General features: G+C 63.9%; 17 protein-coding genes. 4 read left to right on the forward strand and 13 right to left on the reverse strand.

The window, feature by feature from the left end:
* Positions 1–17 precede the first annotated feature (17 nt).
* From WHT83_RS25040 to WHT83_RS25055, 4 genes are all read right to left on the reverse strand, one after another.
* On the reverse strand, positions 18–938 hold the full coding sequence (locus tag WHT83_RS25040) for a branched-chain amino acid ABC transporter permease (protein WP_341878407.1): 921 nt from the start codon (positions 936–938) through the stop codon (positions 18–20).
* A gap of 166 nt (positions 939–1104) precedes the next feature.
* Positions 1105–2241, reverse strand: coding sequence for an ABC transporter substrate-binding protein (locus tag WHT83_RS25045; protein ID WP_341878408.1), 1137 nt, complete (start codon positions 2239–2241; stop codon positions 1105–1107).
* 42 nt (positions 2242–2283) lie between these two features.
* Positions 2284–3120, reverse strand: a complete 837-nt coding sequence (gene kynA / locus WHT83_RS25050) for a tryptophan 2,3-dioxygenase (protein ID WP_268738084.1) — start codon at positions 3118–3120, stop codon at positions 2284–2286.
* Positions 3117–4742 carry an AMP-binding protein gene (locus WHT83_RS25055; protein ID WP_341878409.1) on the reverse strand — a complete coding sequence of 542 codons (1626 nt, stop codon included), beginning with the start codon at positions 4740–4742 and terminating at the stop codon, positions 3117–3119. Before WHT83_RS25055 ends, kynA begins: the two co-directional genes overlap by 4 nt.
* A 127-nt stretch (positions 4743–4869) precedes the next feature.
* On the opposite strand from WHT83_RS25055, the gene WHT83_RS25060 reads away from it, so the two are divergent.
* A complete protein-coding gene (locus WHT83_RS25060; protein ID WP_159091755.1) occupies positions 4870–5031 on the forward strand; it encodes a hypothetical protein in 162 nt (53 codons plus the stop codon).
* A 25-nt stretch (positions 5032–5056) separates the two neighbouring features.
* The gene (locus WHT83_RS25065; protein ID WP_406874061.1) at positions 5057–5887 is read left to right on the forward strand and encodes an alpha/beta hydrolase; all 831 of its coding nucleotides are present in this window, start codon (positions 5057–5059) and stop codon (positions 5885–5887) included.
* A 21-nt stretch (positions 5888–5908) separates the two neighbouring features.
* Here WHT83_RS25065 and WHT83_RS25070 read toward each other — a convergent pair whose 3' ends face one another.
* The 5 genes from WHT83_RS25070 to WHT83_RS25090 all read right to left on the reverse strand — a co-directional run bounded on the left by WHT83_RS25070 (position 5909) and on the right by WHT83_RS25090 (position 10993).
* On the reverse strand, positions 5909–7102 hold the full coding sequence (locus WHT83_RS25070) for a Zn-dependent hydrolase (protein WP_406874082.1): 1194 nt from the start codon (positions 7100–7102) through the stop codon (positions 5909–5911).
* Between the two features lie 264 nt (positions 7103–7366).
* Positions 7367–7915 (reverse strand): L-2-amino-thiazoline-4-carboxylic acid hydrolase, encoded by a 549-nt coding sequence (locus WHT83_RS25075; protein ID WP_406874083.1) that lies wholly within the window; start codon positions 7913–7915, stop codon positions 7367–7369.
* A gap of 109 nt (positions 7916–8024) precedes the next feature.
* Complete coding sequence (locus tag WHT83_RS25080; RefSeq protein WP_108610320.1) at positions 8025–8936, reverse strand: LysR substrate-binding domain-containing protein; 912 nt, start codon at positions 8934–8936, stop codon at positions 8025–8027.
* A gap of 173 nt (positions 8937–9109) precedes the next feature.
* On the reverse strand, positions 9110–10144 hold the full coding sequence (gene ftsZ / locus WHT83_RS25085; protein ID WP_108610319.1) for a cell division protein FtsZ: 1035 nt from the start codon (positions 10142–10144) through the stop codon (positions 9110–9112).
* 159 nt (positions 10145–10303) lie between these two features.
* The gene (locus WHT83_RS25090; protein WP_341878412.1) at positions 10304–10993 is read right to left on the reverse strand and encodes an alpha/beta hydrolase; all 690 of its coding nucleotides are present in this window, start codon (positions 10991–10993) and stop codon (positions 10304–10306) included.
* Positions 10994–11338: 345 nt separating this feature from the next.
* Between WHT83_RS25090 and WHT83_RS25095 the strand changes: the two genes are divergently transcribed.
* Positions 11339–12727 (forward strand): PLP-dependent aminotransferase family protein, encoded by a 1389-nt coding sequence (locus WHT83_RS25095; protein WP_341878413.1) that lies wholly within the window; start codon positions 11339–11341, stop codon positions 12725–12727.
* Here WHT83_RS25095 and WHT83_RS25100 read toward each other — a convergent pair.
* Genes WHT83_RS25100 through WHT83_RS25115 form a run of 4 tightly spaced genes read right to left on the reverse strand, consistent with a single transcriptional unit; the run spans position 12694 to position 16242 of the window.
* The gene (locus WHT83_RS25100) at positions 12694–13635 is read right to left on the reverse strand and encodes a hypothetical protein (protein ID WP_341878414.1); all 942 of its coding nucleotides are present in this window, start codon (positions 13633–13635) and stop codon (positions 12694–12696) included. The genes WHT83_RS25095 and WHT83_RS25100 overlap by 34 nt on opposite strands.
* 22 nt (positions 13636–13657) lie before the next feature.
* Entirely contained in the window at positions 13658–13801 is a 144-nt protein-coding gene (locus WHT83_RS25105) for a DUF2474 domain-containing protein (RefSeq protein ID WP_341878415.1), read from the reverse strand.
* Entirely contained in the window at positions 13801–14808 is a 1008-nt protein-coding gene (gene cydB / locus WHT83_RS25110) for a cytochrome d ubiquinol oxidase subunit II (protein WP_341878416.1), read from the reverse strand. Before cydB ends, WHT83_RS25105 begins: the two co-directional genes overlap by 1 nt.
* Positions 14809–14811: 3 nt before the next feature.
* The gene (locus WHT83_RS25115; RefSeq protein ID WP_341878417.1) at positions 14812–16242 is read right to left on the reverse strand and encodes a cytochrome ubiquinol oxidase subunit I; all 1431 of its coding nucleotides are present in this window, start codon (positions 16240–16242) and stop codon (positions 14812–14814) included.
* A 352-nt stretch (positions 16243–16594) separates the two neighbouring features.
* Here WHT83_RS25115 and WHT83_RS25120 point away from each other — a divergent pair, with 352 nt between their 5' ends.
* Entirely contained in the window at positions 16595–17047 is a 453-nt protein-coding gene (locus WHT83_RS25120; protein ID WP_341878418.1) for a DUF983 domain-containing protein, read from the forward strand.
* Positions 17048–17241 lie beyond the last annotated feature (194 nt).

Consider the following 17241-nt stretch of genomic DNA (forward strand, 5'->3'; position numbering starts at 1 on the left):
GTTTGTCATGGCCGGCCTCACGACTGCGCCGCGAACAGGCCGCTCGGCCTGAAAGCGAGGATCAGCGCCATGACTATGTAGATCAGCATCGAGGCGAGGGCGGCGCCGATCGGGCCAGCCTGCGCCGCAGGTATCATCAGAGCGAGCGCCTTGGGCAGCAGGAAGCGGCCCATGGTGTCGACGACGCCGACGAGGATGGCGCCGAACAGCGCGCCCTTGATCGAGCCTATGCCGCCAATGACGATGACGACGAAAGCGAGGATGAGCGCCGGTTCGCCCATGCCGACCTGCACCGACTGCAGCGCGCCGACAAGTGCTCCGGCGAGACCAGCGAGGGCGGCACCCAGCGCAAAGACCACGGTGTAGAGCGTGCGGATATCGACGCCGAGGGCTGCAATCATCTCGCGGTCGGATTCGCCGGCTCGGATGCGCATGCCGAGACGGGTGCGCGAGATCAGGAAATAAAGCCCGACTGCGACCACGATGCCGACGCCGATGATGGCGAGGCGATAGAGCTGATATTGCCCGCCGCCGGGGAGCGGAACGGCTCCCTGGAGCAGCGGCGGAATGTCAAGATAGAGCGGGAACGATCCGAACAGCCAGCGCGTGCCTTCCGAAAAGATCAGGATGAGCGCGAACGTCGCCAGCACCTGGTCGAGATGGTCGCGGTCATAGAGCCGGCGAATGACGGTCACCTCCATGATCGCGCCCGCAGCGGCTGCCGCTATCAGGCTGGCGACGAGGCCGATCCAGAACGAGCCGGTGGCGGCTGCCACCGCCGCACAGGCGAAGGCGCCGACCATGTAGAGCGAGCCATGGGCGAGGTTGATTAGGCCCATGACGCCGAAGATCAGCGTCAGGCCGGCGGCCATGAGGAACAGCATTACGCCGAGCTGCAGCCCGTTCAGAATTTGCTCGATGAGCAGTGCGATGGACAAGGGGACGCTTTCGCTGGCTGGGTTTAAAGATGCGACGAAGACGCCTCCCTCTCCCCGTTTGCGGGGAGAGGGTAAGGGTGAGGGGCAATGTTGAGGTTTGCGGGCGCCGCTCCGCCCCTCATCCGCCTGCCGGCAACTTCTCCCCGCATGCGGGGAGAAGGGAAGCCTACATCTTGCACTGTTCGGCGTAGGCGTCGCCGTGCTTCTCGAAGGCAGTGGCAACGATCTTGTTGGTCAGGACGTCGCCTTCCTTCACCACCTCGCGCACGTAGATGTTCTGGACCGGGTGGTTGTTGGTGTTGAAAGTGAACTCGCCACGAACCGACTTGAAGTCGGCTGCCTTGAGGGCGGCGCGGAAGGCGTCCTTGTCCTTGACGCTGGCCTTGCCGAGCGCCGACAGGATCAGGTTTGCGGTGTCCCAGCTCTGGGCGGCATAAACCGAGGGCAGGCGCTTGTACTCGGCCTGGAAGGCTTCGACGAACGCCTTGTTGGCCTCGTTGTCGAGGTCCTTGGACCAGCTTGCCGAGTTCTTGACGCCGAGGGCCGCATCGCCAACCGCAGGCAGGATGTCCTGGTCGAAGGAGAAGCCGGGGCCCATGACCGGGATGTTCACACCGGACTGGGCGTATTGCTTCATGAAGGAGATGCCCATGCCGCCGGGCAGGAAGAAGAACACCGAGTCGGCGCCGGAATCGCGGATCTGGGCAATCTCGGCGGCGTAGTCGGTCTGGCCGACCTGGGTGTAGGTCTCGCCGGCCAGTTCACCCTTGTAGTAGCGCTTGAAGCCGGTCAGCGAATCCTTGCCGGCCGGATAGTTCGGGGCGAGGATGAAGGTCTTCTTGTAGTCCTTGTTGGCGTACTGCCCCATCGCCTCATGGAAATTGTCGTTCTGGTAGGCGACGTTGAAGTAGTTCGGGCTGCATTTGGCGCCGGCAAGGGCCGACGGGCCCGCGTTCGGCGACAGGTAGATCACGTCCTGCGCGACCGCGTTCGGCACCACGGCCATGGCGAGGTTCGACCAGATGATGCCGGTAAGCAGGTCGACCTTGTCGCTCTGGATCATCTTTTCGGCGAGCTGCACGGCAATCTCGGGCTTCTGGGCATCGTCCTCGATGACGAGTTCGACATCCTTGTTGCCGGACTGCTTCATGGCCAGCGCAAAGGCATCGCGCATGTCAACGCCAAGGCCCGCACCACCACCCGAAAGCGTGGTGATGACGCCGATCTTGACCGGTTCGGCATAGGCCAGGCCGGATGTCGCCAGCGACAAGCCGAAGATGCCGGCTGCAATAATCTTCTTCATTAGGTTCTCCCTCCGAGTGTTCTCGTTGTAATCAAAAAAGCTTCAGAGCCGGGTGCGAACTTTCCAGAGTTCAGGGAACAGTTCAACCTCCAGCATCTTCTTCAGATACGATGCGCCCGACGTGCCGCCGGTGCCGCGTTTCATGCCGATGATGCGTTCGACCGTGGTGACGTGGTTGAAGCGCCAGCGGCGGAAATAATCCTCGAAGTCGACCAGCTTCTCGGCCAGTTCGTAGAACATCCAGTAGCGCTGCGGGTCGCGGTAGATCGCCTGCCAGGCGACAAGCACTTCCTCGCTCTCGGTGCGGGTCTCGCGCCAGTCGGTCTTCTTCGCCTCGGCGCCGACGTCGAAGCCGTTGCGAGCGAGCAGAAGGATCGCCTCGTCATAGAGCGAAGGCTGGGCTAGCACCGCTTCCAGTTTCTCGGTTAGTTCCGGCTGATGCGCATGCGGGCGCAGCATCGCCACGTTGCGGTTGCCGGCCATGAACTCGATCGCCCGGTACTGCCAGGACTGGAAGCCCGAGGACTGGCCGAGCGAGTCGCGGAACTCGGTGTATTCGCTCGGCGTCATCGTCCTGAGCACGTCCCAGGCATTGTTCAATTGCTCGAAGATGCGCGATACGCGCGTCAGCATCTTGAAGGACGGTTCGAGGCGGTCGGCACGGATGGACCGGATCGCCGAGCTGATCTCGTGCAGGGCGAGCTTCATCCACAGCTCCGAGGTCTGATGCTGGATGATGAACAGCATCTCGTCGTGGGCAGTGGATAGGGGCTCCTGCGCGTCCAGCACCTTTTCCAGGTGCAGGTAGTCGCTGTAGGACATGCGGTCCTTGAACGACATCTGCGCGCCCTCGGCCGAGGGATCGTATGGCTTGCTCAATTCATCTTCTCCGCGCGGAGCCGGAAGCGCTGGATCTTGCCGGTCTGGGTCTTGGGCAGGGCGTCGATGAATTTCACCGAGCGCGGATATTTGTACGGTGCGATCGTTGCCTTCACATGGTCCTGCAGGCGCTTGATGGTTGCAGCATCCGCCGCCACGCCTTGCACCAGCACGACATAAGCCTCGACGATCTGGCCGCGATCGCCGTCCTCGGCGCCGATCACGGCGCATTCGGCGACTTCCGGGTGCGAGAACAACGCCGCCTCGACCTCGGGTCCGGCGATGTTGTAGCCGGCGCTGACGATCATGTCGTCGGAGCGGGCGGCGAAGTGGAAGAAGCCGTCCTCGTCCTGCAGGAAGGCGTCGCCGGTCAGGTTCCAGCCGTCGCGGACATATTCGAGCTGGCGGGCATCGGACATGTAGCGGCAGCCGGTCGGGCCGCGCACGGCAAGCTTGCCCACGGTGCCGCGCGGCACCTCGTTCATGTTCGCGTCGACGACACGCGCCTCGTAGCCACCGACCGGCTTGCCGGTGGAGGCGGGCTTCATGTCCTCGAAGCGGTTGGAAATGAAGATGTGCAGCATCTCGGTGGCGCCGATGCCATCGAGGATCGGCTTGCCGGTCTTTGCGGTCCATTCGTCGAAGACCGGTCCAGGCAGCGTTTCGCCGGCAGAGACCGCGACGCGCAGCGACGACAGGTCGGCGCCTTCGTCCATCGCCTTCAGCATCGCCCTGTAGGCGGTGGGCGCGGTGAACGAGATCGTCGCTTTGTAGGTCTCGATGATGTGGACCATGTTCGGTGGCGTCGCCTGCTCAAGCAGCGTCGCGGCCGCACCGAAGCGCAGCGGGAAGATGGCGAGGCCGCCGAGGCCGAAGGTGAAGGCGAGTGGTGGAGAGCCGACGAAGACGTCGTCCGACGTCACCGACAGGACCTCCTTGGCATAGGCGTCGGCGATGATCAGAAGGTCGCGATGGAAATGCATCGTCGCCTTCGGAACTCCCGTCGTTCCGGAGGTGAAGCCGAGCAAAGCGACGTCGTCGCGGCCGGTCTTCACTGCTTCGAAGATCACCGGCTTGTCGAGGGCGACGCGGTCGAGCTCGGCATCATGATTGGCGGTGCCATCGAAGCCGATGACTTTTCTGAGGAAGGGGCTGTCCTTGGCGCAGGCGACCATCTCGTCCATCAGGCGGGTGTCGCAGAGCGCGATAGTGATCTCGGCCTTGTCGACGATCTTGGCCAGCTCGCCGGCACGCAGCATCGGCATGGTGTTGACGACGACGGCGCCGGCCTTGGTGGCAGCCAGCCAGCAGGCGACCATGGCCGGATTGTTGGCCGAGCGGATCAGCACCCGGTTGCCCGGCTTGACGCCGTAATTCTCGACCAGCGCATGCGCCAGCCGGTTGGTCCAGTCGGACAGTTCCTTGTAGGTGCGGCGGCGGCCGTTGCCGATCAGCGCCGTGTGGTCGCCCAGTCCTTTTTCGACCAGCCGGTCAGTCAGCTCAACGCCGGCATTGAGGTGTTCGGGATAGTCGAAACCGTTGAGCAGGAACGTCGGCCATTGGTCCTCGGGCGGGAGGTTGTCGCGCGTGAAAGTGTCGATATGCGCTGACGGTCCAAGCATTCTGCGGCTGTTCCCTATCTGCTTCCTCACCGTGGCGCGACTGTGCCCGGCTTCGTTGTTATCTGCATTCTCTGGGGGAGGGGTCGCATCGGCGGCCGCTGCGCAGTGCCTTCGAGAGAAGGCGGGCGTGGAAGAAACTTCGGCACGTCTTGCGAGCGGCGCAGCGAGACCTCCCATTCTCGACTGGACGGCAGGAGAATGGCATCAGTCCAAATTTATTTCAAGCCTAAAGTTTTTGGCGCGCAAAGCATTGACGCCGCCGCTGGCGCTGGCCATTGCTACGACCTGAAACGATGCCGCCAGGGAGTGCGCCGGTGCTCGAACATCACATCAACGATTGGGACAATGCCTATACCAATGGCGCCAACATCCCCGGCGGCGACCGCTGGCCGGCGGCGTGGGTGGAGCCGGCGCAGGCGTTTCGCGACGCGCTGGCTTCAGCCGGGCGGGCCAAATTCGACATTGCCTACGGCGACAAGCCGCGCAACCGCCTCGATCTCTTCCTGCCCAAAGCTGCGCCGACGGGGCTCGTCGTGTTCGTGCATGGCGGCTACTGGATGGCGCTCGACAAGAGCTTCTGGTCGCACCTGGCGGCCGGCCCGGTTGCCAACGGCTATGCTGTGGCGATGCCGTCCTACACGCTGTGTCCCGAAATCCGCATCGCCGGCATCGTCAAGGAGATTGGCGCGGCCGTCGGCAAGGCCGCCGAGATGGTGGATGGCCCCCTGATGCTGACCGGGCATTCGGCCGGCGGGCATCTGGTTTCCCGCATGGTCGCGGCCGGCTCCCCGCTTGCGCCGGAAGTCCAGGCCCGCATCCGCCATGTCGTATCGATCTCGGGCCTGCACGACCTGCGCCCGCTGATCAACACTGGTATGAACGGGACACTCCGGATCGACGAAGCCGAGGCACTGGCCGAGAGCCCGGCCTTGCTGCGGCCGATGGAAAATGCCCGCATCACCTGCTGGGTAGGCGGTGGTGAGCGCGCCGAATTTCTGCGCCAGAACGCGCTGCTCGCCAATATCTGGACCGGCCTTGGCGCCACGACGTCGGCCGTGGTCGAGCCCGACCGTCACCACTTCAACATCATCGATGGCCTTGCCGATGCGAACCACCAGCTGACCCGCACCCTGCTTTCGGAATAGCCCCTTCCGGCTCGGGGCAAATCAGCCCGTTACGACAGCCGCCTCCAGCACGGCGTGCAAAAGCACATCGCAGCCGGCGGCTGCCCATTCCGGATCTATCTCCTCGGCCTCGTGGTGTGACAGGCCGTCGACGCAGGGGCAGAAGATCATCGCCGTCGGCGTCACGCGGTTGAGCCAGCAGGCGTCGTGTCCAGCGCCCGAGACGATGTCGCGGTGGCTGTAGCCGAGCCCTTCGGCGGCATTGCGCACCATCTGCACGCACTCGCTGTCGAAGGCGACGGGATCAAAGTGGCCGACCTGCTCGACATCGTGCCCGATGTCGAGCGCCTCAGCGATCAGGGCGATGCCCTCGCGGATGCGCTGGTCCATGGCATCGAGCACGTCCTTTTCGGGCGAGCGGATGTCGATGGTGAGAACGGTGCGGCCGGGAACGGTGCTGCGCGAGTTGGGATGAACTTCGACGTGCCCGACATTGCCCACCGCGTCGGGCTGGTAGTCCATCGTCACCTCCTGGACCAGCTCGATCACCCTGGCCATGCCGAGCGCGGCATTGCGGCGCTTGTACATGGGCGTGCCGCCCGAATGCGCTTCCTTGCCGACCAGCGTCACCTGCAGCCACTTCAGGCCCTGGCCGTGGGTGACCACGCCGATGTCGATGCCTTCGTCCTCGAGGATAGGCCCCTGTTCGATGTGCAGCTCGAAATAGGCCTTCATCTTGCGGGCGCCGGTCTTCTCCGTCCCCTTCCAGCCAATCCGCTCGAGTTCGTCACCGAAGCGCTTGCCCTTGGCGTCCTCGCGGGAATAGGCCCAATCCTTGTCGATGGTCCCGGCGAAGACGCCCGACGCGACCATGGCGGGCACGAAGCGACAACCCTCCTCATTCGTCCAGTTGGTAACGACGATGGGGTGCCTAGTCTGGATGCCCAGGTCATTCAGCGTGCGCACGACCTCGAGGCCGCCGAGCACGCCCAGCACACCGTCGAACTTGCCGCCGGTCGGCTGGGTGTCGAGGTGGCTGCCGATGTAGACCGGCAGGGCGGCGGGATCGGTGCCCGCGCGGCAGGCGAACATCGAGCCCATGTCGTCGACGCCCATCTCCAGCCCGGCCTCGTCGCACCATGTCTTGAACAGGCGGCGGCCCTCGGCGTCCTCGTCGGTCAGGGTCTGCCTGTTGCTGCCGCCGGCGATGCCGGGTCCGACCTTCGCCATTTCCATCAGCGAATCCCAGAGCCGGTCCTGGTCGATCCTGGCGTTCGTGCGGGTCACTGGCTTGTCCAACTTTCCAACTCCTCGTTTTGCCCGCGCAGAACAGCCTTGCCGTGGCGGGGGCACCGCATCGGCATTTGGCCTTTCGCATCGCAAGGTCAAAGAGCCAGTGCATGAACCCCAGATCGGAAGCGATTCCGAAAGGATCATGCACAGGTTCAAAGTTCTGCAGCGCCCATTGCGCGTCCAGTTGGGCGTACAGCGCCGTAGCGTCTAGCTGCTCGTGTTGGCGTCGTCGTTGCTGTTCATCCGATACCTGAAGTCGCAGCTGCCGTTGCCTTCCATGATGGTGCGGGTGCGCGTCATCGAAATGCGCGGATCGTAGCCTTCGCAGAACGTGCCGTCGCGCTGGCAGGACAGCAGCGTGCCGATCTCGCCGAGGCCCATCGAATGATACATCTCTGCATAGCGGCAGCGGGTGACGTTGTAGTCGAACTGGTCGGCCGTCTCGGTCAGCACTTCGAAATGCAGCGCATCGTCCTGGCGCCATTTCGGCTGCAGCGCTGCGAACGACTTGAGGTCGACCGGCCCCTTCTCGCCCGCGGCAAACTTCTTGCCGGCCTCGATCGCCGCATTGGTGATTGCCGTACGCAGCGTTTCGCGCGCCGCCTCGCGGCCGAAGCGCGCCACCATCTCCTCGTAGATCGGCTTGATGATCTCCGCCTCGATGCGGCGGCGGGCAAGGATGCCCAGGCCATCGATGGCTGCCTGCACGTTCGACTGGGGATCGAGCGGATCCCGTTCGGGCGTGGTGGGTTGCATGTCGGTCATTTGAGCCTCTGCAGTTGCGCCCATATGGGCGTCTCGAGGCGAGACTAGAGATTGCGCCAGACCATGACCATCGCAGATCCCTCAACTGCTGAGCTCAATTTCACGATTGCAACTGGTGTTTGTCGCGTTCGGCCCGCATCCAGGCGACGAAGCGGCGGGACATCTGCGGCAGCTCCCGGTCGGTCCTGGTACAGAGATAATAGTTCCGGCCGTCGTCCAGCGAGCGGTCGGAAAGCACGACCAGCCTGCCATGCGTAATGTCGTCGGCGACGAGCGGCAGCCGGCACAGGGCAGCGCCTAGGCCGGAGACGGCAGCGGCGCGGACCAGCAACCCGTCCTCGAACAGCGGGCCGGAAAGATGCTGGTGATCCGCCCGCACGCCGGCCGCGCGAAACCAGTTCAGCCAATGGTCGCGGCTTTCGTCGTGGATCAGCGGCAGCCCGGCAATCGTTTCCTCGCCCGGCAATCGGTCGCGGCCTTGCAGCAGGGCAGGGCTCGCCACCGGCACGACGGCGCCGCTGAGGAAGAGCTCGCTCTTGTAGCCCAGCCAGGCGCCAGCGCCGAACCGCACCGATATATCGGCCGCATCGCTCGAATAGTTGCGGTTCTGGGCATAGGTCACGCGGACGTCGATATCGCGGTTCTGGCGGCTGAACCCGGCAAGACGGGGGATCAGCCAGCTTACGGCAAACAGCGGGATGGCGCTGATCGAGATCTCGTGCGCACTCGCCCTGAAGCGCAGCTGGCTGGTGGCGGTGCGCAGCAGGAAGAACGCCGGCAGGATCGATTCCAGATATTCCCGGCCCTCGGCGGTCAGCGCCAGACCGCGTCCGTGCCGTTCGGTCAGCTTGGTACCGACGAATTCTTCCAACTGCGCCAGGCGATGGCTGACCGCCGAGGCTGTCAAGCCGAGTTCGTCGGCTGCCGCCGTCACGCTGCCCAAGCGGGCAAAGGCCTCGAACGCCTTGGCGGCGTTCAGCGGCAACAGATCTGATTCATGAGCCAGCTTCATCGATTTCCGCCAGAAGGCACGTCGTCGCCAACTTCTGACATACGCAAGCGGAGTGCAACGCGTCTCTGGGTCGAAAGCCGGCTTTCAGGCAGGCGGGGCAGGAAGACAGCCCCCTTGCCGATCAGCGTCGATCCTGCCTACCTGGCCAACGTCGACGACGCTGGCCGCACGCTTCAGTGGAGCGGCTGCATCGATCCTGGTGCCGGCTGTCCACGCATGTTGACGACGGGCTCGCCCTGATTGGCGGACATCTCGAGGCCTGTGGCGACGACGGACACCTTGAACTGCCCTTCGAGCGAATTGTCGAAGATGGCGCCGACGATGATGTCGGCATCGTCGCCGACTTCCTCGCGGATCCGGGTCGCGGCCTCGTCGACCTCGAACAGCGTCATGTCCATGCCGCCCGAAATCGAGATCAGGACACCGCGTGCACCCTTGATCGAGTTCTCGTCGATCAGCGGGTTGGCGATCGAAGCTTCCGCTGCCTTGCTGGCGCGGTTTTCGCCAGTGCCGACGCCAGTGCCCATCATCGCCCGGCCCATGTCACGCATCACCGTCTTCACGTCGGCGAAGTCGAGATTGATCAGGCCTTCCTTGACGATGAGATTGGTGATGCAGCTGACGCCCGAATAGAGCACCTTGTCGGCCATGCCGAAGGCATCCTCGAAGGTCGTCTTTTCGGTCGCGATCCGAAACAGGTTCTGGTTCGGAATGACGATGACCGTGTCGGCGGCCTGGCGCAAAAGCTCGATGCCGCGGTCGGCCATCTGCATGCGGCGCTTGCCTTCGAAGGTGAAAGGCTTGGTGACGATCGCCACCGTCAGGATGCCGGCGTCGCGCGCAGCCTTGGCGATCACCGGGGCGGCGCCTGTTCCGGTGCCACCACCCATTCCGGCGGTGACAAAGCACATATGCGTGCCGGAAAGCTGATCCATGATCTCGTCGATCGATTCTTCGGCCGCGGCCTGCCCGACCTCGGGCAAGGAGCCGGCGCCCAGCCCCTCGGTCACCAGCGCTCCAAGCTGGACCAGCCTCGGCGCCTTCGACATGGTGAGCGCCTGGGCATCGGTATTGGCAACGATGAACTCGGTGCCTTCCAGGCCCTCGGCGATCATGTTGTTGACGGCATTGCCGCCGCCACCACCGACTCCGATGACAGTCAGCTTCGGCCTCATCTCTGAGATTTCAGATTTCTTGGAAGTGCTCATGATGCCGTTTCCTGCGCAGCGCCCCTGCCCGAATCGGACAGCCCTAGGGAATCAGATAGATTCATACGCTGCAAGGATAGCTTGTGGATTGCGGCTTTTAGCCGGCCAGACGACACAGGTCCGCACGGCAGCGATAGCCGCCGTGCGGACCCTGGCGCATCAGAATGACTTGGCGGCTTCGTCGATCAAGGTGACGATTTCGAGCGGATGCGAGGCCAGCGAAGCGTGGCTGGCGTTGAGGGTGATGGTCTTGCGCGCCTTGATGCGCTCGGCCATCCATTGCTCGGTCTCCGGCGGGATCATGTTGTCGCGGCTCGATACCTGGTACCAGCTCGGCTTGGTGTGCCATGCCGCCGGTCCCGACTTGTCTTCGAAGCAGCGCGCGGCAATCGGCTTCTGCGTCACTGCCATGACCAGTGCCTCGGGCTCGCTGAGGTCCTGGCCAAAACTCTGGCGGAACGTGTCCTGGGCGAGCCACAGGAAGCCTTCCTTGTCGGGGCGGATGCTGCCTGCGCCCGACGGTGGTTCGCGCCGGGCGAAGATGCTGCCGAGGCTGTCGCCTTCTTCCGGCGCGAAGGCAGCGATGTAGACCAGCCCGACGACGTTAGGTGCATGGCCGGCGCCGGTGATCACCGCACCGCCATAGGAATGGCCGACCAGAAGTGTAGGTCCGTCCTGCGCCGCGGCGAGCTTGGTCGTGCGCTCGATATCGTCTGCGAGCGAAGTCAGCGGGTTTTGCACCGCTGCCAGCTTGTAGCCCTTGGCGTGGAGCGGCGGAATGACGTGGCGCCAGTGCGAGGCATCGCCCCATGCGCCGTGGACCAGAACGATATTCTTTACCGATGGCATAACCAGTCTCCTTCATTGATTGAATTCGAGCCGTTTTGCGTCTGGCGGCAGGTCGCCTTTCGAAATCTGGACGGCCGCCCCGACATCGCAAGGGCCGGCAGCTTCGCCTTCAGGATCATCAGCAGCAGCAGGCAATCGGTGTTGCCTGGCGACGACTATGCGCGGGGGAGCCTATTCCTGAGCGAACCCGGCGTCGATTCATTGTCGTCCATCGCAAACAAATGTGATGCGGCTCACGCGAGCAGCTCTGCCTGCACGGCGACGATGCGCCGATTGGCAATGATGGGTGGCATTTCCCATACATTGTGCATATATATGGAAAACGCTGTTGGAACCTGCTGAGCAATGACGACAACGAACTGGTCTCCCTCCATCTCCAAGGCTGGGGGCCCTCTTTACCTGGCGATCGCCGACGCGCTTGCGACGGACATTGCGTCGGGCAGGCTGACTGACGGTTTCAGGCTGCCGCCGCAGCGAACGCTCGCCGACCAACTCGGCATCGACTTCACCACGGTCAGCCGCGCCTATGCCGAGGCCCGCAAGCGCGGGCTGGTCGAAGGCCGCGTCGGGCAGGGCACCTATGTCACGGCGCGGCGTCCCGCATCCGCCGGGTCGGCGGTGACGGGGATCATCGACATGAGCATGAACCTGCCGCCGCGCTTCGACGATCCGGACCTTGCGGCGGCGATGTGGGACGGCATCGCCCAACTGCAATCGAGCCACGGACTGGACCTGCTGATGCGGTACCAGGAGGCCGGTGGCACCTCGCGTGATCGCGCGGCGGGAGCAGCATGGCTGGCCCCGCGGCTCGGCGAGATCGATACTGGCCGGTTGCTGGTCGCTCCCGGTGCGCAAGGGGCGTTGCTCGCGCTTCTCGGCGCGCTGGCCGCGCCGGGAGAAACGATCTGCGCCGAGGCGCTGACCTACCCGGGCCTGCTTGCCGTGGCGCAGCATCTGCGCATCCACGTCGCCGGCATTGCGATGGACGCACAGGGCCTCATCCCTGAGGCGTTCGAGGAAGCCTGCCGCAAACACGCGCCCAAAATCTTGTACTGCACGCCGACGCTGCACAACCCGACGACGGCGACGCTGTCTCTGGCTAGGCGCGAACGCATCGTATCAATCGCCCGCCAGCACAATGTCCTGATCGTCGAAGACGACGCCTACGGCGCCTTGCCAGCCAAGCCGGTGGCCGCCTTGGCAGCACTCGCCCCCGACATCACCTATCATGTTGCCGGGCTGGCCAAATGCGTGGCGCCGGCGCTGCGCGTGGCCTATGTGGTCGTCCCGCAGGGACGCACCGTCGCCCACCTCGCCGGTGCTGTCCGCGCGACCGCCGGGATGGCTTCGCCGCTGACGTCGGCTGTCGCCACGCACTGGATCGAAACCGGCATTGCCCATTCAGTGCTGGCTGCGATCCGCATCGAGGCCAAGCAGCGCCAGGCGATTGTGTCGAAGATCCTGCCGGCAAAGCTGATCCAGGCCGACCCCGAAGGCTTCCACGTCTGGCTGAAGCTTCCCGGCCACTGGAACCGTAGCGATTTTGCCGCGCGGCTGCGTTCGGCCGGCATCGGCGTGGTCACCAGCGATGCCTTTGCGGCCACCGAGCCCGCTCCCGAAGCGGTGCGGCTGGGACTGGGCGCTGCGCCCAGCCATGCCTCGCTTGCTGCCAGCCTCGAGGTCGTCGCCGCCCTTTTGGCTCAGCAGTCGGCCATGTCTTCGATGGTGGTGTGACGGCTGGCAGGGAAGGGGCCTTTGAATGGCTCGACCCGGCCCATGCCGAGGATCTCGTTGAGCGGAACCTCGTCGCTCACCCGCCGGAACATGCCGGGCGACATCCAGCGCGCATGACCGTCGACATTAGGCGCGCCGCGCCCGGAGCGGACGTCGTCGATCCAGAGCGTGCGGGTCTCCAGCGAGATGCGCGTCACACCGGTCGAGTTGGGCACGCCGGCATGGGCGTGCGCACTGGAGAAGGCGATCACCTCGCCCGGCGCCAGGACGACCGGCGTGGCGTCGGTAACCTCCAGCTGTTCGGTCAAATGCGGGATGGCCGCGTCGGCGTCATTGGCGTTGCGGCCGCCCGCCTTTGACCGGTCCAGCAAGGCCGCGAGATCGAATTCGGCACTGGTGTTGGCCACCGCACGCTGCCACAGCGACGGATAGATGGCGAAGGTGCGCCCGGCGTCGATGTCATAGATCGGCGCCCACCAGTTGGTCTGCGCATAGAGGTTGGAGCCCCAGGTGTCGCGGTGAAACGCGATGGTCGCCGTGGTGCGGGCGCGAGGCACGACGGCGCCACGGTCCTGATGCGGCTGGAAGCGGAGATAGAGGCTGTCGCGCGCAAGCCCTTCGGCATCGAGCCCGGCCGCCTCGAAGAGGTCACGCCACAAGCGCTTGACCTCTGGCGCGCGGGCAAAGTCGCGCTGCCGCTGGGCAAAGCTCTCCATCTGCTGCTGATGCGTCAGGTGCTTGTGTATCTGGACCGGATTGAAAGGCGCAAACGCATCCTCAAGCATTGCGCGTGTGAAGTCGACGAGCTCGCGCATCGGCTTGAGATGGCCGAAGCGCAGCACGTCGCCGGCATAGATTCGGTCGTGGAAATCGCTCTGGTCGAGCGCCCTGGAAACGTCGGTGTACATGAGGTTCGATCCGTTATCGGGGTCAGACAGTCAGGCCGGCGAGGCCCATCACGAAGCGGAACAGGTAGGCCACGATGCCGAGGCTCAGCACGCTGGCGATCCAGATCAGCACCAGCCAGCCGATCCGCTTCGGCCAGGAAACCGGCGCTTCGGTGGGCGCGGCCATCAGTGATAGCCCTCGCCGGCCTTCACCTTGCCGCGGAACACATAATAGGACCACGCGGTGTAGCCGAGGATGAAGGGGATGATGAACAGCGCGCCGACCAGCGTGAAGCCCATGCTCTGCGGCGGGGCCGCCGCCTCGCGGATGGTGATGTCGGGCGGAATGATGTTCGGCCACAGGCTGATGCCAAGGCCGCTATAACCGAGGAACAGCACGAACAGCGCAAGCAGGAACGGCGCGACGTGCGGCGCACCGTTCAGGCTGCGCAGGATCAGCCAACTGCTGACCAGTACCAGGACCGGCACCGGCGAGAAGAAGACGATGTTGGGGAAGCTGAACCAGCGCTCGGCGATGTCTGGATGGGCGAACGGCGTCCACAGGCTGACGATGCCGATAACTGCGAGGAGCGTCAGCGTGATCGGCCGCGCCAGGGCAACCATGCGGTCATAGAGGGCGCCTTCGGTCTTGATGATCAGCCATGTGCTGCCGAGCAGCGCGTAGGCGACGATCAGCCCAAGCCCGGTGAACAGGCTGAAGGGCGTGATCCAGTCGAGCGCACCGCCGGTATAAGAGCCATTCTCCATCGGGAAGCCGTTGAGGAATGCGCCAAGCGAAACGCCCTGGAAGAAGGTCGCGACATAGGAGCCGCCAGCGAAGGCCCGGTCCCAGAACGGCTTATGATGTTCATCGGCCTTGAAACGAAACTCGAAGGCGACGCCGCGCCAGATCAGCCCGAGCAGCATCAGCACCAGCGGCAAATACAGCGCGCTGAGGATGACGGCATAGGCGAGCGGGAACACCGCCATCATCGCCGCGCCGCCCAGCACCAGCCAGGTCTCGTTGCCGTCCCACACCGGGGCGACCGTGTTGACCATGGTATCCCGGTCCTGGCGGTCGCGGACGAAGGGGAACAGGATGCCGATCCCGAGATCGAAACCGTCCATGATGACATACATCATCAGGCCGAAGGCGATGATGACGGCCCAGACTACGGGGAGATCGATGCCCATGTTTCAGCCCCTCCTGTCCTGGTTCGTCGGCACGAACATGTCCATCTGGTCGGGCGCGGCCGAAAGCGGGCGCGCGGGTCGGCGCGCACCGGTGTCGTCGGTCGGCTCGTGCTCATGATCTTCCGGGCCCTTGGCCACCAGCTTCAGCATGTAGCGGGTTCCGATGCCGAAGACGATAAAATAGACCACGATGAAGGCGACCAGCGTCGTGCTCATGGCGAGCGCCGAATGGTTCGACACCGCGTCCTTGGTGCGCATCACGCCATAGACGATCCATGGCTGGCGGCCGATTTCGGTGGTGTACCAGCCGGCAAGGATGGCGATCAGGCCCGTCGGTCCCATGACCGTGGCAAAGCGCAGGAACAGGTTGGTGTCGAACAACCTGTCACGCCACCTGAGCCACAGCCCCCAGGCCCCGAGCAGCAGCATCAGCATGCCCAGGCCCACCATGATGCGGAAGCTCCAGAACACTACCGTCGAGTTCGGTCTGTCCTCCTTGGCGAACTCCTTCAGGCCGGGGAACTGGCCGTTCCATTCATGCGTCAGGATCAGGCTGCCGAGACGCGGGATCTTCAGCGCGTAGAGCGTCTCTTCCTTCTCCATGTCGGGCCAGCCGAACAGGGTGAGCGGGATGGCTTCGCCCGGCTTGTTTTCCCAGTGGCCTTCAAGTGCTGCGATCTTGGCCGGCTGGTGCTTCAGCGTGTTGAGGCCGTGCAGGTCGCCGATCAGGATCTGCAGCGGCGCCGAAGCCAGCAGCATCCACATCGCCATCGACAGCATGGTGCGGACGCGGCGGTTGTCGTTGCCGCGCAGCAGATGCCAGGCGCCCGAGGCGCCGACAAACAGTGCGGTGGCCAGGAACGCCGCCACCGTCATATGCGCCAGGCGATAGGGGAAGGAGGGATTGAAGATCACCTCAAACCAATTCACCGGCACGACGATGCCGTTGATGATCTCGAAGCCCTGGGGTGTCTGCATCCAGCTGTTCGAGGCCAGGATCCAGGTGGCCGAGATCAGCGTGCCGAGGGCCACCATGATCGTCGAGAAGAAGTGCAGTCCCGGGCCGACCTTGTTCCAGCCGAACAACATGACACCGAGGAAGCCGGCCTCGAGGAAGAAGGCGGTCAGCACCTCATAGGCGAGCAGGGGGCCCGTCACGCTGCCGGCGAAGGCCGAAAAATAACTCCAGTTGGTGCCGAACTGGTAGGCCATGACAAGGCCCGAGACGACGCCCATGGCAAAGTTGACGGCAAAGATCTTCGACCAGAAGTGATAGAGGTCGCGGTAGACGGTATCGCGCTTCCATAACCACAACCCTTCCAGCACAGCGAGATAGCTTGCGAGTCCGATGGTGATCGCAGGGAAGATGATGTGGAAGGAAATGGTGAAGCCGAACTGTATGCGGGCCAGTTCCAGTGCCGTCAGTCCGAACATTCGGGACCTCTCTTGCATGAACAATCGGCTTGCGCACGATTGCCGGTCGAAGCGCGATACTCGCCAACTTTCGTCAGGTATTGCTCACAACTGCAATAGACCTGCATTCTGGTCCGCGCATCGCGGAAAGTCGACGCACCCCCACGGACATTTTGACCCACGCCAGGCTTGCCCGGGTTGCAAGCGGCATAATCCATACAAATCACCGCATCAATCCATATTGATTGGAGTGTATGCTAATTATATGCATCTCGTGTCTTGCACGCAAGCGCCATGAGGATTATGTATGGATGCAAATGGAGCGCCGGCATGTGGCGCCAGCCGCTTTAGCGGCTCCGAGATGGAGGCGAGTATGTCTGAGAGCAGATTTTCGGCGGAAGGTTTCACCCCGACCGACAACCCGATGAAGACAGGCATCAAGGGGCTGTGCCCGCGCTGCCAGATGGGGCACCTGTTCTCGGGCTTCCTGAAACTCGCCCCGCGCTGCGAGGTCTGCGGCCTCGACTATTCCTTCGCCGATCCGGCCGACGGCCCGGCCTTCTTTGCGATGACCATCGCCGCCGTGCCGGCGCTCGCGTTCGGCGTCTGGTTCCAGATGGCGTTCGGCCTGCCGCTTTGGGTGCATATCTTCATCACCTTGCCGTTGACCGTGCTGAGCTGCATGGCGCTTCTGCGGCCGCTCAAGGGCTGGCTGGTGTGTTCGCAATTCTTCCACAAGGCCGAGGAAGGCTCGATCGACTTCGACTGGCACGCCAAGGCGAAGCTGGCCAAGCAACAGACTGGGCAAAAGCCGGGCGGCGCCTGATCGCGTCCGCGGCCCGATAACTGTGGGCATCGGCGGCAAGGCAGGGCATAGCCGTCAACCGACACCAATTACCGGCAAGGCCGAGCTGTCGGCCGGCCGTCGAGACGTGTCATATCATTGGTCTCGGCACGACCGCGCTCGATGCGAGCGCCATGGCAAAAAATCCACTGGTGTGAAAAAACAATTCATGGTAT

The sequence above is a fragment of the Aminobacter sp. P9b genome (assembly GCF_045345995.1).
In the GTDB taxonomy this organism is placed as follows: Bacteria; Pseudomonadota; Alphaproteobacteria; order Rhizobiales; family Rhizobiaceae; genus Aminobacter; species Aminobacter niigataensis.

What these genes read in the sequence shown, in the direction of transcription:
- WHT83_RS25080 (WP_108610320.1), bottom strand. Translation starts at nt 8,936, where the DNA reads ATGAAGCTGGCTCATGAATCAGATCTGTTGCCGCTGAACGCCGCCAAG.
- WHT83_RS25055 (WP_341878409.1), bottom strand. Translation starts at nt 4,742, where the DNA reads ATGCTTGGACCGTCAGCGCATATCGACACTTTCACGCGCGACAACCTC.
- WHT83_RS25090 (WP_341878412.1), bottom strand. Translation starts at nt 10,993, where the DNA reads ATGCCATCGGTAAAGAATATCGTTCTGGTCCACGGCGCATGGGGCGAT.
- cydB (WP_341878416.1), bottom strand. Translation starts at nt 14,808, where the DNA reads ATGGGCATCGATCTCCCCGTAGTCTGGGCCGTCATCATCGCCTTCGGC.
- WHT83_RS25120 (WP_341878418.1), top strand. Translation starts at nt 16,595, where the DNA reads ATGTCTGAGAGCAGATTTTCGGCGGAAGGTTTCACCCCGACCGACAAC.
- WHT83_RS25115 (WP_341878417.1), bottom strand. Translation starts at nt 16,242, where the DNA reads ATGTTCGGACTGACGGCACTGGAACTGGCCCGCATACAGTTCGGCTTC.
- ftsZ (WP_108610319.1), bottom strand. Translation starts at nt 10,144, where the DNA reads ATGAGCACTTCCAAGAAATCTGAAATCTCAGAGATGAGGCCGAAGCTG.
- WHT83_RS25095 (WP_341878413.1), top strand. Translation starts at nt 11,339, where the DNA reads ATGACGACAACGAACTGGTCTCCCTCCATCTCCAAGGCTGGGGGCCCT.
- WHT83_RS25045 (WP_341878408.1), bottom strand. Translation starts at nt 2,241, where the DNA reads ATGAAGAAGATTATTGCAGCCGGCATCTTCGGCTTGTCGCTGGCGACA.
- WHT83_RS25075 (WP_406874083.1), bottom strand. Translation starts at nt 7,915, where the DNA reads ATGCAACCCACCACGCCCGAACGGGATCCGCTCGATCCCCAGTCGAAC.
- WHT83_RS25105 (WP_341878415.1), bottom strand. Translation starts at nt 13,801, where the DNA reads ATGGCCGCGCCCACCGAAGCGCCGGTTTCCTGGCCGAAGCGGATCGGC.
- WHT83_RS25100 (WP_341878414.1), bottom strand. Translation starts at nt 13,635, where the DNA reads ATGTACACCGACGTTTCCAGGGCGCTCGACCAGAGCGATTTCCACGAC.
- WHT83_RS25070 (WP_406874082.1), bottom strand. Translation starts at nt 7,102, where the DNA reads ATGGAAATGGCGAAGGTCGGACCCGGCATCGCCGGCGGCAGCAACAGG.